Below are 19,255 nucleotides of genomic sequence, written 5' to 3'. Positions count from 1 at the left end.
GGTCTATGCGTAGCCTAAGAGGTTGTGAGTCTCAGCCGCATCGTTCGCGCAGCGTCTCCGCAGGAGAAGCGGTATCGACTCACCCGCTTTCCTCCCCCACCTGTTCCGAGGTGGGGGAGTCCCGCGGCTCTTTTGTTGAAATCGAAGGATGAATGGCACTAGATGATTGCTATTATGCCTATTGTAGGAATATCTAGATGTTAAGTGTATGAATTGGCGCACTTCCTCTCTCTTTCTCACTGTCGTGACGACACTCACGTTTTTAACGTTTGCGACTTCCTTGTTGGCTCATACGGGGCATTCCCACAATCGTAGCACGTCGTCTTCTTCTGCTGACTCCTCTGAGGCAACGACCCCATCTTCACCCGTAGAAGCAACGGAGGAGACACCACAGAAGACACCCACTTCTACTGAAAATTCTACTGAGAATGTGACTCAACCTTCTCCTCAACCTCCTGCAACGGATAAAATACCTGCGACTCCTAAAACATCCATAGAAACGACTCAAACGAGTGCGTCAACGTCGGATTCTTCTCTAACTCCTGATATTATCGGGGTGGCCTTTTTCGTTATCCTGTTGGGGACTCCTTTTGCTCTCCATTTCCTGAAACAGCAGTATTATCAGACATGACATGAATAAATTGCGTCTGCGTCGTCTCCACTTTTTTTAGTCCCGATTATGATCGCGCCGATTTTGTTAACCTTAATTACGGGGTCTTTGTTTCAGGTGGCAGTGATAACGGGGAATGCTAATGAGTTTGTGTGGTTGCTGGAGTTGCACCGAGGGAAGTTTGGTTGGATTAATCTGGAGATGGTGTACCCGTTTCTTAATGCGTTTGGGTTACTGGCGATCGCATCTACAGGTATCATGATGTGGTGGCAACGTCGGCCTCGTTAACTCCAGATTCCGGTAAACTGGGACTAGAGACTAGCCCTCAAGCCAACTCGCTAACCTAGAAAATATAATAAAAAAAATGCCAGGAGGCGGAATTGAACCGCCGACACGAGGATTTTCAGTCCTCTGCTCTACCGACTGAGCTATCCCGGCTTGTTTTGACTGACAATTATTTAATATAGCAAACCTAAATCAATTTTGCAAACAAAATTTTCTAAATTTGTTCATGGTGAGGAGATATTGAGGATGCTCCCAACAAAAAAACCAGCATCATTTTGCTGGTTCTTGACTCAAGTTCGTAGTCTGTCGTTTAAGTCTCTGTCGTTTAAGTCTCTGTCGTTTAAGTCTCTGTCGTTTAAGTCTCTGTCGTTTAAGTCAATGAGGAAATCGAAGCCATACCCTCTCCGGGGGTGTTGCTCGTAATATTTCTTCACAATTGAGTATTGTAACAGCAAATACGGACTTTTTTAAAAAAATTTGCTTATTTTTCCGAATTTTTCTGTAAATGTTGCTTGGCCTGAGAGGATCGTCCCCACAATACCTGTTCTCGTTTGTAAATGGCAATACCGGGTTTCGCGCCCTTGGGTTTATAGACAAATTTGGGCTTTGTATAGACTACCGGAACTTGGTCACTTTGTCGGCCTCGGCTAAAATAGGCGGCTAAATCTGCTGCATATTGAAGATCAGCGTCATCCGCCACTGCACCGGGTTCTAGGCGTAATAACACATGACTACCGGGAATTTCTTGGGTGTGAAACCAGAGATCGTACTCGTTGGCCATCCGAAAGGTGAGTTCGTCGTTTTGACGGTTGTTTCGGCCAATCCACACCTCAAACCCGGAGGGGGTGGGATAGCGATAAGGCTGAGATTCTGGATTATTTTTATCGCTGTCTCGGTGGGCTTCTAAATATCCCTGTTGAATTAACTCCTCTCGAATTTCGCTGAGGGTTTGTAAGTCGTCGGGGTTTTGATAGTCTTCGATTTGATGGAGACTGGCTTCGACTTGTTCCAGATAGTCTATTTCTCGTTGAACGTCCTCTAGGAGGGGTTGAACGGCACTTTTGGCGCGTTTTAGCTTTTGATGTTGCTTGTATAAGGCTTGGGCATTCTGAACGGCGTTTTTTTCGGGGTTGAGGGGGATTTTGATGGGGTTTCCGGTTTCAAAGTCGTTGAGGGTAATTTCTGCCATTCCGGGTTGCCATTGGTGTAGGTAGGCCATGAGGAGGTCGGCTTTGCTGCGGTAGTCTTCGGCCTCTCCGGACTGTTGGAGGCGATCGCGGAAAGTCTGGGCTTTTTGTCTGGCCTTCCCTAACAGATTACTCACTTTCTGGGTTAATTGATGGCGTAATTGCTGAAATGCCTGTTGATTTAACTGTTGTTGGTAGTAATCCCGTAATAAGTCTTGCACGTCCTCTACAGGCTGTACACAGTCCCAGGGTAACACTGTGTAACCTTTCTCTGTCCATCCAGGGGTAAAGTCCCCAGTTTGTAGAATTTCCAGCCATTTTTGCCAACCTGCAAATACGTTGCGCCAGTCGGCCTCGCTTAATGTTTCTGTATTCTGTTTAGGGTCGAGATTTGCCCCTTTAGCGAGGGATTGCACCACCGCCGGACTCACCCCTCGATAGATTTTACAGAGTTGGCGTTGCAGTTGGCCCGGAACTAGGCTGACTCGTTCTTGCCAGTCGGAGTAGGTTTCTTCGCGGGTGGGAATTTTGCCCATTAAGGGGGGTGGGGGTTCGTAGGGTTGTCCGGTTTGGACGGTCCGGACTGAAGATTGTTTGCTCCCCACTTGATAGGCTGGGGTGATAATTTGGTTTTGGGCATCGGTGAGGATGACATTGCTATATTTGCCCATAATTTCTACATAGAGATGCCAGAGGGGGTCTTCTCCAGGTCGTTGGGCAAATTGTAAATCTAAGACCCGTTCCCAGGGGTCTTGTTGCGCAATGGCAATTAGGGCCAGTCCATTTAACTGGTGTCGGAGTTGGTCACTAAAGGTAAAGGTGTCGGGAACTTTGGGGGGGGGATCAGCCATGCAAAGTCTCGCGGCTTGGGGATGCCACGAAATGGTCAACCAGTCGCGGCCTTGGAGTGTGCGTAGGGCGATCGCAAGGGTATAGCGATCGCGCTGAAAAATCTGCTCAGTCCGGGCTGGAATCCAGCGCGACCTTAAATCTTGGGCCACTGCCACCAACGTTGTCAAATCAACCGACTGCATAGGATATCCTCTCCGTCAACAATAATAGAGTCCGGAAAAATCTAGGAAAATCAAGAAATTTGTAGCGTATAAGATTGTAAAGCCAAATTTTTCTAGCTAACATTAAAACTGAAGCCTATTGACCTCCTCTCAAACGGTAGAGCCGTTCCTTCCTCATGGATATCCAGTTGCTTAACATCGGATTCGGCAATATTGTTTCCGCGAATCGCATTGTTGCCATTGTCAGTCCCGAATCTGCTCCTATAAAACGTATTATTACCGAAGCCCGCGATCGCGGGCAACTCGTGGATGCCACCTATGGCCGTCGCACTCGTGCTGTTATTATCACAGATTCCAGTCATGTCATCCTCTCAGCCATTCAACCTGAAACCGTTGCCCATCGCTTTGTGATCAACAAAGATGGGAGTCTCAAAGCAGAGTCCTAATTTCGGGTCTTCATCATCCTATTAGTCTTTTTGGCTCAACCCTTTTTGGCTCAACCCTTTTTGGCTCAACCCTTTTTGGCTCAACCCTATCTCCCTAGGGGATAGAGCAACCTGATCGGCAGAAAAAACACTAAAACCCCATTGCCGATCCCCCAACTTCATAGAAATCTTACCCTTGAAAGGCTACAATAGATATTCTTATGACCCGTTTCTTTGAGCCAATAGAAGCAGTCGGATGAATTCTTTAATGACCTTGACTCAGCAACTTGAACCAACCCCTTCTCTTAGTCCCCACACCCTCCGAACCACAGGTAAATTAGTGGTGTTAACCGGTCCGAGTGGAGTGGGAAAAGGAACATTAGTCAAAGCCCTTTTACACCGCCATCCCGACCTTTACCTATCCGTATCTGCCACCACAAGGCCCCCCCGTGAGGGAGAAAAACAAGGCCGAGATTATTATTTCGTAAGTCGAGGTCAATTTCAAGCCATGATTCAAGAGGGCGAGTTATTAGAATGGGCTGAATATGCCGGAAATTATTATGGCACACCTCGCCACGGCGTAAACGAGCAAATTGCCGACGGGAAAACCGTCCTCCTCGAAATAGAATTAGTCGGGGCAAGGCTCGTGAAAAAAACCTTTCCGGAAGCCTATTCCATCTTCATTTTACCGCCTTCGGTGGATGAATTAGAACGGCGATTGCGCGATCGCGGCACCGACAGCAACGAAGTCATCGAAAAACGACTGCACCGGGCTAAAACCGAACTCTCCGCCACCGAAGAATTTGATGCACAAGTAGTAAATGACGACTTAGAACAAGCCTTAGCTCAATTAGAACAAGAGATTTTTGGATAATGGATAATTAATTGGTTCTTGGTTCTCCCCCATCTTCCCCGACTCCCAACTCCCAACTCCCCAACGACCCAAAACAAGACAAACCCCTAAGAACCGATCTAAGATAAAAGTAACTTAAAAGTAGAAGGGAAAACATATTTATGACCTCTTATGCAGCCGCTTCTGCGCGTGCAGAAATGAGCGAACTTAGGCGGTTAAAAAGCCTCCTTCCCCCAGAACTGCAAAGCTGGGTGATGGTGGAATCCGCCACCGATGTTAACCCCCCTCTGATCCGATGTGAAGAACTCGGACGAGATGAAGTGGAAATTCAAATTGACCTCGCCAAATGGGATAACTTGGCCATCGACCAACGCAACCTCCTCTTTTGGCATGAAGTCGGACGCATCCAAAACGACACCATCCCCCGTGAAGGGTGGGAAATGGCCGCCTTGGCCATTGGTTTAGGGGGAGCAGTGGGAGAACTGTGGGTCCAAGATGGCCTACTATTACTCTTAGCCTTAGCCCTCTGCGGAGTCTCCGGGTTTCGACTCTGGCAGAAAAATAATGGGGATAAACGCCTAGCGGAAAGTCTCGAAGCAGACGAAAAAGCCATTGCCTTGGCCACCCGCTTCGGTTATACCCTCCCCAACGCTTATAAAAGTTTAGGGAGTGGCTTAAAAACCCTCATTGAACAAACCCCCAACCGCAAAAAACGGCGATTTTACGAAACTCGTCTCCAGGCCCTCCGTCGGAGTGCCTCCAAAGCGAAAGCAAAAATGGAAAATCAACAGGAAAATCGACCCGTAATTTAAAGGAAGCCACTCCTCAGACAAGGGGAGTCCACCTCTTGTCTGTTTATCTTTTCCTCTCCCAGTGGAAGCGGCCAATGACAGAAAACCCAAAATAGGGTATCAGAGTAGGATCAGATAGTGTGCATTTACTGTCTCTGATGGACTAGGCAAAAGTCAAGCAGGGGTATTGTCAATGGCAGTGGCAAAACAGCCTATCGTTTTGCATGATTTAATCAAGACAACAATAATGGAGTTAAAATCCAGTCACTCCATCACCCAAACAAACGGCACACCTGACATCGTGGGGAGCAATGACCAGTCAAACGCCAGATGAAAGATTTCCGATTGTCTTCACCGAAGGGACTCCGGTGATCCGTATTCCTCCTCGCTTGAGTGTCATTGAAGCTGTGGATTTTAAAACCACTTGTCAATCTCTGTTAGAGGATCATGAACCGATCCAAGAGATGATTTTAGACTTTAGTGGCACCATGTTCATGGATAGTAGTGGCGTAGGGGCTTTAGTGAGTACCCATAAAGCGGTGGTCAGTCAGGGAGGGACATTAATCTTACACCAAGTTTCACCCCCCGTGATGGCGGTGTTATCCATGACCTCTCTCGACAAAGTGTTAAACATTACCCCGGCCTCCCTTCCCGAAAATTCTAACCAACCACAACCCCCCCAACGTCCCCCTGAAACTCATCCCTCGGTGCGGTCTCCCATTAAACGGTTGATTGATATTGTGGGGAGTTTAGTGGGGTTGGCCATTACCGGGATAATTTTGATTCCTGTGGCCATTGCCATTAAACGAGATAGTCCGGGGCCCATTTTCTTTGGCCAAACCCGGTGTGGGTGGTTGGGCCGCCATTTTAAAATGTGGAAATTCCGGTCAATGCGGCCCGATGCTGAAAGACTGAAACATCAGGTGCAAAACCAAGCCTCTGGGTCATTTTTTAAAAATACCAATGACTTCCGGGTGACTCGTGTGGGCAAATTTCTCCGCCGAACCAGTTTAGATGAACTTCCCCAGTTTTGGAACGTCTTAAAAGGAGAGATGAGCTTAGTGGGGACTCGTCCCCCTACTCCTGATGAAGTGGCCACCTATCAAATCCCGGAATGGCAGCGTTTGGACGTGAAACCGGGGATGACGGGAGAATGGCAAGTCAGTGGGCGATCGCAAGTTCGCAATTTTGAAGATGTCATTCGCTTAGATTTACGCTATCAACGTAACTGGAGTTTGATGTATGACCTAAAATTAATAGCTAAAACCGTTTGGATTTTATTTCAAAAAAACAGTGGTGCATATTAGTTTAGACAATTATCCATCGAGTAGTCGGGTGAAAAAACATGAATCCCCAATCCAACAAATTCACCTCCGCCTCACGACGGACTTAGAAGCCTTGGCGGAAGTTTTACAGCAATTTGAAAAACTGGCCGCTTCCACCCTACCCACGAAAATTTACTGGGAATGCCAAATGGCCTTGGCCGAAGCCTTCACCAACGCCGTCCGTCATGCCCATGCCGACTTACCCCCCCAAACCCCTATCGAGTTAGAAATGAAACTGTTTCCCACTACCCTAGAAATTCGCATCTGGGACCGTGGGCAATTTTTCGATCTCGATGCCAAACTCGCAGAAGTCCTCCAAACTCCAGAAAATCCCCTACAAGTGGGGGGGCGTGGGTTACGCTGGATTCATGCCCTGATGGATGACTTCACCTACACCCGAGACACTCAAGATCGAAATTGTCTTTTTTTGCGTAAGCATTTCCTCTCCAACTCCCCGTAAACTGTGGGGAAAGTCACCCCACCTCTTAGAAAACGCTAAGATTAACCCTCACCCAACCCTTATTATTTCTCCAGTCCCTTGAATTATGCTCAAAAAAGCCCTTCTCTGTCTTCTCCTCCCCACCTCCCTTAATCTCTCCTGTTCCCTCTTATTCGCGCCTCCAGCCCAAGCAGAGGTTGAATTAGATGTGGGGGTTGTCCAGCGTTTCGGGGATGAAACCAGCGACACCCTTACCCTGACTCCCCCCTCCGGCCAACGTCTAACCGTGACATTTACCGGGGGGGATGGTGAACCCGAAACCCTCACCACCTCCAGTCTCACCTTAGAAATTAACCAAAAACCCCACAATGAACCCCTCCTCCAAGAATGGGTGGTTCTCAGTGATCATGCTACCTTTGAAACGGCAGAAGATAGCGCGAAACGCTGGGAAGAACGAGGGATCGAAACCGAAGTCACCCAACCGGGCCGTTGGCAAGTGTGGGCCAAACGGGATGTTTATGCCACCCCTACCTTGAGACGAAAATTGGTCGAAACCTTAGAAAGCGAGGGAGAAACCGGGGTTTATCTCCAAAGTGAGGTATTAGAGTCCAGTCCCATTGTTTCTTTTGTAATTGGCAATTATCGCTATAATCGCACCGAACTGGAAATCACCAGTCCTAATGACCGCATCTATGTGACAGACGGGGAAGATCGCTTATTATTTGGGGGGAGTTTACGCATTCAACCCAACGCCTATGGGAATTATACCCTAGTGAATGATGTGTCGTTAGAGACCTATTTACGGGGGGTTGTGCCGCACGAAATTGGCCCCAACGCGCCTTATAATTCTGTAGAAGCGCAAACGATTATTGCTCGCACCTATGCGTTACGCAATGTGAGACGGTTTGAGGCCGATGAATATCAACTCTGTGCAACGGTTCATTGTCAGGTGTATAAAGGGTTAACGGGGACGGTGGAGAATGCAGACCGTGCTATTGAGGCCACATCGGGGTTAGTGTTGACCTATGAGAATGAGTTGGTTGATGCGCTGTATTCTGCCCATAATGGGGGAGTGACGGCCTTTTTTGAGGATATCTGGAATGGAGAACCGCGGCCTTATTTACAGGCTAAAGTGGATGGTATTAACCCGAAGTGGGATATTGAGGAGAACCCGTTGGATGATGAGGCCAATTTCCGCCGTTTTATCGAGTTACAGGAGGGGTTTAATGGGTCTGATAGCGTGGTGTTTCGTTGGGATAGGCAAAGTAGTGTCAGCGAGTTAACGGAGGATTTAAACCGCTATTTAGACCGCATTCAGCACCCGTTACATCCGGTGGGAGAGCTTGTTAATTTAGCGGTTACAGAACGGTCTTCTTCGGGGCGTATTCGTTGGTTTACGGTGGAAACGGATAAGGGGATTATTGAGTTAGAAAAAACGGAAGCTCGCAGTGCGTTTGGGCCGCCTCGGAGTACGCTGTTTTATATTGATCCTGTTTTGGATAGTGCGGGGGAGGTTACGGCCTATCGTTTTGTTGGGGGAGGGTTTGGCCATGGGGTTGGGTTGAGTCAGTATAGTTCTTATACCCTGGCGAAGCAGGGATGGCGGTATGATCGCATTTTAGAGTTTTATTATCCTGGTGCAACGGTTGAACCGCTTACGGAGGAGACGATTTATTATTCAGAGGATAATTGATAAGGGGAGAAACCGGGTTTCTATTTTAATTGTTTGGTGTTTGAGGTAACACATATAAAGAAACCCGGTTTCTGGTAATCTACCAACAACAAAGAACAAATAAGCTAAAACATTTTTAAACTGGGTTTCTTCAAGTGAGCCAAAAATACTCTAATTTCTTGTTCCCTGTTCCGGAGTTCCCTGTTCCCTGTTCTCTACTATCACATACCAATTTAAATGCACAACAGCTTAACACAATCAACTTTCTTTAATAAAAGACAACGGATCATTCATATTTTCTGCAAACCCTAAAACCCCTTGATCTCGGTGTTCATAGATGAGTTCTCCGTGTTTATCAAACCAAAATGTTCCTCCCCGTTGGGTTAAATAGGCCGCATTGGGGACGTAGGTTTTCCAGTTGCTGAGAACTTCTGTCATGTTGCGGAGTCGGAGGGTGGCCAGTTCAAAGGGTCGCTGAAAGCCTTCTCCTCCGGCGAATTTGAAGAATGATCCTTTAAACTGGGGGAGGGGTGTCCCTTTGATGACTTCTTCATTATCGATCAATTGGGGGGCTGTGCGATCGCCGGAATACCCCCGTAAGACTTCTCCTAATGTTCCTGGACTGCCCATTCCAGCACACATTAACATTAAATTAACCCAAGCCTGTTGTCCAGAGGATAAGCCGGGGAGTTGCATAGATAACCCGGAATATAGTCCTAATTTTTGGTGTAATTCTCCATTGGGGGTGACGAATAATTCCTCTGGGGGAAACCCGGTATAGTCGCAAAATTTCTGGCCGGAGGCTAAATGGCCGATTCCGACGGCACGAATGGCGATATTCTGGAATTCTGGGCGATTTCGTTCCCGTTGAATCCACCAGGCATATTCTAAACTATCAAAGTCCCCTAGTTGGGTTAACATCACGACTAATTTTTGAGCAGTGGGGGGAATATCTTGGAAAAGGGGTTGATAGTTTCCGTTTTTGCTCACTCGTGGGAGTTCGGTGTGATACAAGATAGAGTAAGGATTCATGGCAGTATGCAGTAATCAGTTGTCGTCAGTCGTTATGGGGTATCGGTTTCATGGCCGAGGAAGGAATGGGCTAAAATGGCGGCTTGGGTGCGATCGCGCACATTCAAGCGGGTTAAAATATTGGTAACGTGGTTTTTGACGGTTTTTTCCGCGATATACAGGGTTTGTGCAATTTCTTTATTATTTGCTCCTTTCGCTATCAGTGCAAGGATTTCTTGTTCTCGACGGGTTAAGGTTTCCCATCCGGGGGGAGGGGTGGGTTTTGTGGCCACCGAAGTTTGCATTAATTTACGGGCTATTCCAGGAGCGAGTTGGGTGTATCCTTTAGATACGGCTTGAATGGCGGCGATGAGGTCATCGGGTGGGGTATCCTTGAGTAAATACCCGACTGCACCATTTTGTATGGCTTGGGTGACGTACTCATCATCGTCAAAGGTGGTTAAGACGAGGACTTTGATGGTGGGGTATTGTTGGGAAATGATCTCAGTGGCGGCTACTCCGTCCATAATAGGCATCCGAATATCCATTAGAATAACATCGGGATGCAGTAGGGGGATTTGCGCGATCGCAGTTTCTCCATTCTCTGCTTCTCCCACAATATTAAAGGATGATTCGGTCTTCAGTAACGCTTTCAACCCCCGTCTCACAATATCTTGATCGTCTGCTAAGAGAAGTTTGATCATTGTTTTTATTGGTTATTGGTTATTGGTTATTTATTGGTTATTGGTTGAACGATTTTAAGCTATTAGCCTTAATTCTCCAACCCAGTGCATTTAATTGTTAATTGCTAATTATTAATTGCTAATTATTAATTGCTAATTGAAAAACAGCAATCACTTTACACCCGTGTTGGGGAGCAGTTTCTATTGTAAAATATCCCCCTAATGCGTGGACTCTTTCTCGCATTCCTTGTAACCCAAACCCCGTTGTATTTTGGTTGGGGTTAAACCCTTGACCATTATCTTCAATAATAACCTGTAAATCTGGGTTAGTTATTACTGTAATTTTAACCTCAGTAGCTCTAGCATATTTACAGATATTTGTCAATGATTCTTGAATAATTCGATAGGCCGAAGTTTTGACAGGTTGTGGGAGAGAAGTGGTAATTTGAAGGGTTTGTTGGGGGACAATATTTGTGGAGCGTTGGAAGTTATCAATTAAACTAAAAATAGCCTCCTCTAAAGTTTTCTTTTCTAGGGGATCAGACTTTAATGCTGATACCGAATGACGCACATCTTGGAGAGATTTTCCGGCTAATTCTTTAGCGTCTTGGAGTAATTTATGGGCTTCTTGGGGATTAGTTTCTAGTAACCTTAATGCTGCCTCTAAATGGAGGTTGAAAGCGGTGAGTGAATGACCGAGGGAATCGTGAATTTCTCTCGCAATGCGGTTGCGTTCTTGTAGGGTGGCGATATCTTCAATTTTTAGGGCATATTGACGTAATTTTTGGTGAGCGATCATTAACTTCTCTCGACTTTTTCGTTCGGCTAAAATAGCAGTTACTAATAATTGTAATCCCACCAAAACTAAGCCTAGTAAGAGTGCAGAAATTAGGGTTAAAATTAATAATCTTTCTATGTCTAAAACATTACCTCTTGGTGGCATTGGTCGCAATGGTCTATATTGAATTCGCTGAACTTGAGTGGTCAGAAATGCTAAATAAGCTAATCCTGTGATGGTGGTTTTCGCGTGACCTTGAAAAATAAAACAGTTGCGAATAACAATGACAATGTATAATAAGGCAGCTAGACGAACAAAACCTGTTCCTGTTAGCATAAAAACGAGGAAAAATTCTAGGGCAGTATAGGCAATTTTTTCGGTGATTCTCTTTTGGGGTAATAGCAGTCCCATAACCCCAAAAAGAATTAAACATCCTAAACTCAGATAGGGAAATTTAGCCAAAGGGAAACGGGGAAGATGAAACCAGTAAAAGCGCAGAGTTTCTGCAATGGCAATAAGACCGAGTAAACTCCACTCTAGATACAGTAAGAATTTGAGAGGATGAGATGAAAAACGAAGGTAATTCATTGCGTTATTTGTTTTGGGTTTTTCTCTCTGATTATTACCTATTTATCACCCATAACCCATCACCCATGACCAATTACCCATTACCCATCCCCTAAATTATGGGTGAACCGGGACACTCTCCCTGTATTCCCGTCTAATTCTATCCAATCTCCATCTTGTAACCATTGTTTTAAACCTGTTAAAGAAGTCACCATGGGGAGGCCATAGGAACGGGCAAAAATGGCTAATAGACAAAGGGGATCACCTTGTTCTATTAATAATCCTCCCATGAGGGGGAAATACATCACCCAACTGGGGTGGGGATGGGGGGTGACGAGGATGGGTTTGTGGGTGGGAGTCTCTGGGAAGGGATGAGGGTTCGCCATATAGCGTACCGCAGATCGGACTCGTCCTGCTGCACAGGTAATACCTTGGCGGATGTCGGTGGTGGGGAGGTCTGGGGTAAACTCAAAAGGGGTGGGACGGGAGGGGAGGAGATGAGTGAGGAGACGATGGCCTGATCTTGAGGTTTCGTGTGGGGTCTCGCTGAGGTGTTCGTTTTTGCGTAAGGAGACTAAACTTTTACTATCCTGACAGGTGGCCGTCCCTTCGATTTGGTGAAGAATTTCCTCGATTTCTAAGTAAAAGATGTCTTCGGGGGTTTTGAGTTGGTCTAGGACAAAGAAGCGTTGACCGAATTCGAGAAAGAGTTGACGGAGTTTGCGACTGATGCGAGTTTGGGCATGGTAGAGGGTGACGCGATCGCGCGATCGCTTCTGGGTCCATCCCACCACCCGATGTAACACCCAACGACGCAAGGGTTTGGCCCGGAGGGAACGACGGACGGGTAAAAGGTCGAGGTTTTGGGGGTCAGGAGGAGGAGGAGAGGGGACTTGGGTCCAATGGGCCACCCAACGCAAGAGGGGAAGGGGATCATCTTGCAAGGATGGAGTTTCCAGGGGGAGAGGAAAAACCCCTAAATTCCCCCACTGCTGGAGAAATTTGTCATAGGTGGATTGCAGGTCAGGATGTTCCGCAATTTGCTCTAGAATCGTCTCTAAGGGGTCTTGACGGCAACTTTCGACCACGGCCTCATAACGGGCCAGTTGGGCGGCAAATTGGCGGAGTTGGGTGAGGAGGGAGAGTCGGGGGGAGGTGTGACTGAGGAGGAGGGGAGGGAGTGTTCCTTCGCTGTCCTCACACCAACGCTGACAGAGGACTTTGAGGGTGTGATAGCCTAGGGATGCGAGGAGGGTATTCAGGGGGGCTAATGGGCTATACTGGGCGAGTTTAGCCTCAATCTCTCGATAGCGATCGCTCAAATCCCCCAAGGACAGGCTAGGATAGTCTGCGGGATTAATCGTTTTGAGGGTTTTGTGGAACGATTTGATCTGGCCAGGCAACTTGAACCCTTGCCAGAGGAGACGGAGAAGGAATTCCGTTAACAGTAAAGGAATAGTAAAATGGCGTTTACTGGCGGGAAGGGACAGGTCAGGAGGGGGGAAGTCTTCGCCAAAAATCACAGGTTGCAACCATGAACGATGACGGAGAAAGACCGGATTTTGTTGTAAGCTGGCGTAAATTTCGCTGAGGTTGTGGTACAGTTTCCCGTTGAGAAAGCCCATGAGTTTATAGGGTTTACTGGGGGGGAGAGAAAGACCCAGTTTTTGATTAAGGGATTGTACCATCTGCGGATAACTGCGACGGAGAGAGGAGACAGTGAGAGGGGTGGTTTGTTGGGGGTAATGGGGGGCAAAATAGCGATTATCCCACAGGGTTTCCCTCCCGGTGTGTTGAGGAGGGGGGGACTGGTTGCTGATGGGTTGGGCTTGGAGGATGTAAACTTGGTTATTATGGATAGCCCAGTGGATTTCTTGGGGACTGGCTAGGGTTTGCCCCACTCGTTTAATTAAACTCGCTAGGGTCGTAATTTGCGTGTCGTCTAAAGCAGCTTTGGCCGCAACCTCTGGGGGGACGGGTTGGACTTGAATTCCGGCTTTTTGTTGGGGGGGGACGCGGTAAACACTGCGTTTATAGGCGAGATGCCGTTGCAACATTTTACCGCTATGGTGCAAATAATAACTATCTGCGTCCGAGTTGCCGACTTCGGCCTTGCCTAAGCCATAGACGGCAGTAATAATGAAGATATTGCGGCGGCCTGTCCCTAGGTCGGCCCCGTAGGCCATCCCGGAGACGGAGGGGTTTAGCATTTGTTGGATAACGATGGCCGGAGGGTGGGGGAGGGGATAGTTGCGATACTGTTGACGAAAGCGTAACACTTGGGGACTGTATAGCGATCGCCATACTGCGGTTATTTTAGCTTCTAAGTCTTCCGGGGGAACTGCGAAAAAGGTGTCTAAATGCGGCGACTGTGCTTCCGTTTCAGAGAAAATAGGGGCCGGACGAACGGTGAATAGTCCTCCGTAGGGGAATAAGTCGGCTAAGACCTGTAAAATTTGCAGTTGGATGGTTTCACTGGGAGTAACAGAGGCTAATATTCCTTGGACTTCCTCAATATCTATATTCTCGGCTCGCCAGAGTCGTTCAAAGCGGTCTAGTTGCTGTTGGGTGAGACTCGCTTTAAATGCAGTGGGGGTGAGGATAAACCCTGGGGGAGTGAGAAAATTGGCTTGATGGAGTCGCGCGATCGCACTTCCTATCTCTCCCATTTTATCAGGGTTCGGCGTATCTCGGAAGTAGGCGATATGTTGCATGATCACAGTTCAAGGGAGAAAGTATTGGGTAATGGATAACGGATAATGGATAACTCGTAGGGTGCGTTAACGAAGTGTAACGCACCATTAGTTTGCTTATAATGGATTGATTAATGAAGCATTTATTATTATCGGTTCGTAGTACGCCCTAAACGAGCATCTTTAACCCCCAACAGGATAACAGCATAACAGCTAAGTTGAAAATTCTATCATAAATCTCCCAACCCCTTTTTAACAGGTTTCAGCTATTAGCCTTGAATGTCAACCCCAGGCGTATGCCTGATCATAAATCTCCCAACCCCTTTTTAACAGGTTTCAGCTATTAGCCTTGAATGTCAACCCCAGGCGTATGCCGCAACCCACAAACAACCAACAACAAATAACCAACAAAAAACAACCCGACCCATAGCTAATTATCCATTAGCCATTATCAATTATCAATTGTTTTAAGTCCTGACTTAATCGACTCCACCAACTCCTCAGCATTCCAAGGTTTAGGGATATAACGATGCAACTTCGCCTCCGTTTTTGCCCGTTCTATCGCATCCTCATTCGCTTGTCCCGTCAATAAAATCTTCACCACATGGGGAAACTTTTGATGCACTTGAATTAAAAACTCATCCCCCTTGATTCCCGGCATTAACCAATCTGATACAATCACAATTAACTCAGTCTCTTCCTCCTCATATTCCTCAATAATTTCTAACGCTTCATCTGCACTTTCCGTCGTCTCATAAAAATACTCATCCTGAAACGCTTTTTTAAGTTGAATCTTCAAACTATCCAAAACCACCGATTCATCATCCACACACAAAATAACAGGTTTACCCATGACAACCTCCTTGAGATAAGCAACTAGGAATTTTTATTATAAACTCTGTCCCTTCCTGGGGAACAGAATTACAGCAGATTTGACCCCCATGTTGTTTGACAATAATTTGATGACTAATAGACAACCCTAACCCCGTCCCTTTCCCCACAGGTTTCGTCGTAAAAAAGGGATCAAAAATATGTTTTTGGGTTTCTTCATCCATTCCCATCCCATTATCACAAATTTTAATTAAAATATCAGGATTTGGCGATGCTTCTTGGGGGATAATCTCAGTTTTAATTGTAATTCTCGGCTCATTATTTTTTTGACATTTGAGCGCATCTATGCTATTACGAAGTATATTCATAAACACTTGGTTGAGTTGACGAGGATAACATTCAATTTGGGGAAGATTTCCATATTGTTTAATAATTTCAATATTATAACTCTTACCTTTTAGTTGCTTCTGAATAATGTTTAAGGTACTCTCAATTCCTTCATGAACATCCACTAATTTTAAATCCGATTGATCTAACCGAGAAAAATTATTTAAAGATAAAACAATATCATTAATTCTGCTTGCTCCGACTTCCATAGATTCGAGAATCTTAGAAGAATCTTTTACAATAAAATCAAAATCAATTTCTGCTAAAAAATATTCAACTTCTGACGGAAGTTTAGACTGGTGAGATTCACAAATTTTTCCTAACTTGACTAAATCTTGTATATAGTCGCGGGTATGCTGAATATTACCCAAAATAAAATTCACTGGATTATTAATTTCATGGGCAATTCCAGAAATTAAATACCCTAAACTAGACATTTTTTCAGTTTGAATAAGTTGTAATTGAGTTTGAATTAATTTTCTTTCTTTTTCTTGTAAATCTTCAATTAATTCTGCTTGCTTTGTACTCAACTCCTCTAACTCCTGATTCATAGTCACGAGTTTCTCGGTTTTCATTTCCAATTGTCGATCTTGCCAATAGCTATTTAATGCTTCTTGAATTGTTAAAAGCAAATCTTGGGTTTCCCAAGGTTTAGAAATATAGCGATAGAGTCTCACTTTTTTAATGGCACTTTCAACAATTTCTAAATTTGCTTTCCCAGTTAACATAATTTTCAGAGTTTTGGGAAACCGTTGATGAATTTCTGCCAGAATTTCATCCCCCTGCATTCCCTCTAAATAGTAGTCACAAATGACCAAAGGCAATTCTTCATGATCTTCTTGTAATTCTTCACATACCTCAATCGCTTCAGGGCCATTATCAACGGTTTCAATTAAGTAATCTTGACCCAAGTGTTTTTTAAACTGAATCTTGAGACTTTCTAAAATTGTAGCTTCATCATCTACGCAAAGAATAACAGGTTTAGACATACATTAATACCTCATGATCAGTGAATCGGTAAACTAATCTGAAAAGTCGTTTCACCAGGAATAGAATGTACAGTGATTTCCCCCTCATGTTTCGTAATAATTTTTTTGACAATATCCAATCCTAACCCACTTCCTTCCCCAGTGGGTTTTGTCGTAAAGAAGGGGTCAAAGATTTTTTCTTGAATTTCGGGAGGAATTCCTTTTCCCGTATCGGTAATAGTAACCGTAACAGTGTCGTTATCTTGGGTGGCCGTAAGGGTTAATGTCCCTTGATTATCCATTGCTTGCAGTGCGTTGTAAATTAAGTTTGTCCAAACTTGATTTAATTCATCAGGATAACACCAAATTTCGGGTAATTCATCATATTGCTTTTGCACCGTAACCCCCCGTTTTAAGATGTTATGATAGAGAGTTAAAATCGTCTCAATGCCTTCTAAAATATTGGCTTTGACTTTTTCCCCAGAATGGTCTTGTCGAGCATAAGTGCGCAGGGCAAAAACCACTTTCGCTGCCCGTTCTGTGGCCGTGAGAATGGTTTGGGTACTCCGTTGTAAACTGGAAAACTCATAGACTTGATTGAGCAGTTTTTCTTGATGACTGCTATTGAGTAAAGGGAGGAGAGAGTCGAGATTTTCGTATAAACCAATATCCACTAAAGTATCCGCAATACTATCCGCATTATCTAAGTTTTCTGCTTCGAGTTCCTTGGTTAGCTTACGGCGAATTTTGCGCTTTTCTTTACTGGTTAGCTGTGGTTTCTCTTGATAAGTTTGTTGGATTAGATGCCAAAATTGTTGTTGCTGTTCTGGGGAGAGTCCTTGTAAAAAGGTAGGAAGTTGCAAAAAGTGATAATTAAGAAATTCAGAAATATGTTCCACCGAGGCGCGTATTGCCCCTAATGGTGTATTAATTTCGTGGGCAACTCCAGCCACTAATTGTCCCAAGGCCGCCATTTTTTCAGCGTGGACTAATTCCTGTTGCGCCATTTTTAAGTTATTGAGGGCTTCTTGTAAGTCTTGTTTTTGGGTAGCGAGAGTTGTGTTGGCGTTTTGCAGTTGTTGGAATTGATCAGACAATTGTTCGGCCATGAGTTGAAAGTTGTCGGTTAGGGTGTTAATTTCTTGGGCAGAACTAGGGGAGAAGGTAATCTTCACGTCATCCTCACCCAAACGGTCTGGTAAATTCGTGGTAAGCTGGGCAAGACGGGTCAAAGGCCCGATTAAACGGCGACTAATTGTCCCAGACAGTAACAAAGCGAACAGCGAGATGCCCAACATGAGGGCAAGATTAACTAAGTAGCGACCTTGTAGGGTGAAAATATAGGGTTGGGCAGGAAGAAAAGCAGAGAGTTGCCAAGGTGTTCCTGAGATATTTTGGTCTTGGACATAATAAGATTGAGTCCAACGGGCCATGGTGGGTAAATTGCCACTCGGTTGCCAGAGTTGAATATTCTCTTGCTGGGGTAATGTTTGAATTTCCCCAGACTGAACATCAATTAACTGTTGGGATGGGATGTTACTGGCCAGAGGTTTCCCTTGGTTATTCTGTAGGATAATTTGTAGGCCCTCTACGTTGTTTCCCTGTTGTAAATGCTGTTGTAAGCTGTTTGGGGTCACTTGGGCCACGAGACAAGCAGAGGGAGAGGTATCGAGGGGGATACGCAGTTGGGGGGTTTCTGTGTCGGGGAGAGTGGAACAAGCCTGGTTGAGACGGGCCACGCTTTCAATGTCGGTAAAGTAGGGCGTATTATCCCTAGGGGAGGTTAATTGGAGGCTGTCTTGTCGAGTGGTGTACCATTCTGCCATTAACGCTGCAATGCCTTGGGTATTGGCGGTAAAAATGGCGTTGGCCTTCGCATTGAGACGGTCAAAGGCATAACGACTATCCCAGGTCATGACAAATAATAGGGGAAAGAAAACGAAGGCGACAAAGAGATGGAGAATAATTTGTTGGAGAGAAAAGCGGGTTTTCAGGGAACGTCCGGTCAATCGCTGATACAATTCCGGCAGATAGGTGAGTAAGAGAACGGCAATGAGAACGTTGAGTAAGCCGTTAATGGGTTGTTTAAAGAGAATGAGTAGGGCAGAATTAACCGGAAGCTGCATGACTTGGCGATAAAATAGCCACGCTAAGGGCATTCCGATGATCAGCCAGTATAGGCCATCGAGAACGAGGAGACTGCGCTGGGTTTTCTTCCATAACCAGCCTGTGATGAGGGCTTCTGCGATAAAACTAATGAAGGCGTAGGGATGTCCCCAGAGGGAGAGAGTTTGTAAACTGATAATTACGGTTGCGATCGCGCCCCATGTCACCCCATAGAACCAAATAATTAACCAAACCGCAATACTGCCGAATAGCAGATCAACCCCAAAAAATAGGGGAAAATGCCAATAATTGCCAGCATAACCCAGTAAAATGAGGCTAACTAAACCCAGCCATCCTTGGGGGGATAACTGGAAACGAGAAAACGCAAATGGAGACGAAGAACTCATACTACAAGATGACCTGAACGTGAGAATCTATAAGGATGCACCGTTTAACACCTGAATCCGTCACATACGACTGTAGCGAAAATCGAGAAATTCCGTAGAAGTTCAGAATCCACCCGTAAGGGCTTTAGCCCTTCTTAAAGCCCTAAAGAGCTTACTACGAACGAGAAAGGGGCAAATCTATCGCTTGTCTGACCCTCCCCCACCCCCAGTAAGCTAGAATGGGG

At 45.6% G+C, this 19,255-nt stretch carries 15 protein-coding genes, 1 tRNA gene and 1 pseudogene; 8 read left to right on the top strand and 9 right to left on the bottom strand.

Features of this window, described 5'->3' with window-relative positions:
- Positions 1–208: 208 nt before the first annotated feature.
- Together PN462_RS05900 and PN462_RS05895 are read left to right on the top strand one after the other, a co-directional pair.
- Positions 209–631: a hypothetical protein gene (locus PN462_RS05900; RefSeq protein WP_272127093.1), complete on the top strand. Its 423-nt coding sequence runs from the start codon at positions 209–211 to the stop codon at positions 629–631.
- A gap of 1 nt (position 632) precedes the next feature.
- Positions 633–898, top strand: a pseudogene (locus PN462_RS05895) (PepSY domain-containing protein).
- A 77-nt stretch (positions 899–975) separates the two neighbouring features.
- Here PN462_RS05895 and PN462_RS05890 read toward each other — a convergent pair.
- A tRNA-Phe gene (locus PN462_RS05890) sits at positions 976–1,048 on the bottom strand.
- A gap of 328 nt (positions 1,049–1,376) precedes the next feature.
- The gene (locus tag PN462_RS05885; RefSeq protein WP_272127089.1) at positions 1,377–3,116 is read right to left on the bottom strand and encodes an Rqc2 family fibronectin-binding protein; all 1,740 of its coding nucleotides are present in this window, start codon (positions 3,114–3,116) and stop codon (positions 1,377–1,379) included.
- A 155-nt stretch (positions 3,117–3,271) separates the two neighbouring features.
- Here PN462_RS05885 and remA point away from each other — a divergent pair, with 155 nt between their 5' ends.
- The 6 genes from remA (at position 3,272) to PN462_RS05855 (ending at position 8,621) form a co-directional block, all read left to right on the top strand.
- The gene (remA, locus tag PN462_RS05880) at positions 3,272–3,541 is read left to right on the top strand and encodes an extracellular matrix/biofilm regulator RemA (protein WP_272127088.1); all 270 of its coding nucleotides are present in this window, start codon (positions 3,272–3,274) and stop codon (positions 3,539–3,541) included.
- A gap of 247 nt (positions 3,542–3,788) precedes the next feature.
- Positions 3,789–4,394 carry a guanylate kinase gene (gmk, locus tag PN462_RS05875; RefSeq protein WP_272127086.1) on the top strand — a complete coding sequence of 202 codons (606 nt, stop codon included), beginning with the start codon at positions 3,789–3,791 and terminating at the stop codon, positions 4,392–4,394.
- A 140-nt stretch (positions 4,395–4,534) separates the two neighbouring features.
- Positions 4,535–5,185 (top strand): DUF3318 domain-containing protein, encoded by a 651-nt coding sequence (locus tag PN462_RS05870; RefSeq protein ID WP_272127085.1) that lies wholly within the window; start codon positions 4,535–4,537, stop codon positions 5,183–5,185.
- A gap of 290 nt (positions 5,186–5,475) precedes the next feature.
- Positions 5,476–6,471 (top strand): sugar transferase, encoded by a 996-nt coding sequence (locus tag PN462_RS05865; protein ID WP_272127084.1) that lies wholly within the window; start codon positions 5,476–5,478, stop codon positions 6,469–6,471.
- Complete coding sequence (locus tag PN462_RS05860; protein ID WP_272127083.1) at positions 6,458–6,949, top strand: ATP-binding protein; 492 nt, start codon at positions 6,458–6,460, stop codon at positions 6,947–6,949. Before PN462_RS05865 ends, PN462_RS05860 begins: the two co-directional genes overlap by 14 nt.
- Positions 6,950–7,034: 85 nt before the next feature.
- Positions 7,035–8,621 (top strand): SpoIID/LytB domain-containing protein, encoded by a 1,587-nt coding sequence (locus PN462_RS05855; protein WP_272127082.1) that lies wholly within the window; start codon positions 7,035–7,037, stop codon positions 8,619–8,621.
- A gap of 237 nt (positions 8,622–8,858) precedes the next feature.
- Here PN462_RS05855 and PN462_RS05850 read toward each other — a convergent pair whose 3' ends face one another.
- The 7 genes from PN462_RS05850 to PN462_RS05820 all read right to left on the bottom strand — a co-directional run bounded on the left by PN462_RS05850 (position 8,859) and on the right by PN462_RS05820 (position 19,031).
- Positions 8,859–9,632: a peroxiredoxin-like family protein gene (locus tag PN462_RS05850; RefSeq protein WP_272127081.1), complete on the bottom strand. Its 774-nt coding sequence runs from the start codon at positions 9,630–9,632 to the stop codon at positions 8,859–8,861.
- A 32-nt stretch (positions 9,633–9,664) separates the two neighbouring features.
- Positions 9,665–10,315 (bottom strand): response regulator, encoded by a 651-nt coding sequence (locus PN462_RS05845; RefSeq protein ID WP_272127080.1) that lies wholly within the window; start codon positions 10,313–10,315, stop codon positions 9,665–9,667.
- Between the two features lie 118 nt (positions 10,316–10,433).
- Positions 10,434–11,660: a sensor histidine kinase gene (locus tag PN462_RS05840; protein ID WP_272127079.1), complete on the bottom strand. Its 1,227-nt coding sequence runs from the start codon at positions 11,658–11,660 to the stop codon at positions 10,434–10,436.
- An 80-nt stretch (positions 11,661–11,740) separates the two neighbouring features.
- Entirely contained in the window at positions 11,741–14,353 is a 2,613-nt protein-coding gene (locus PN462_RS05835) for a PEP/pyruvate-binding domain-containing protein (protein ID WP_272127078.1), read from the bottom strand.
- A 430-nt stretch (positions 14,354–14,783) separates the two neighbouring features.
- Positions 14,784–15,185: a response regulator gene (locus PN462_RS05830; protein ID WP_272127077.1), complete on the bottom strand. Its 402-nt coding sequence runs from the start codon at positions 15,183–15,185 to the stop codon at positions 14,784–14,786.
- Entirely contained in the window at positions 15,178–16,539 is a 1,362-nt protein-coding gene (locus tag PN462_RS05825; protein ID WP_272127076.1) for a hybrid sensor histidine kinase/response regulator, read from the bottom strand. Before PN462_RS05825 ends, PN462_RS05830 begins: the two co-directional genes overlap by 8 nt.
- Positions 16,540–16,556: 17 nt before the next feature.
- Complete coding sequence (locus PN462_RS05820) at positions 16,557–19,031, bottom strand: HAMP domain-containing sensor histidine kinase (protein WP_272127075.1); 2,475 nt, start codon at positions 19,029–19,031, stop codon at positions 16,557–16,559.
- Between the last annotated feature and the right edge of the window lie 224 nt (positions 19,032–19,255).

It is taken from the genome of Spirulina sp. CS-785/01, assembly GCF_028330525.1.
In the GTDB taxonomy this organism is placed as follows: domain Bacteria; phylum Cyanobacteriota; class Cyanobacteriia; order Cyanobacteriales; family Spirulinaceae; genus JAQMSD01.
This window is presented reverse-complemented; position numbering and strand designations above follow the sequence as displayed.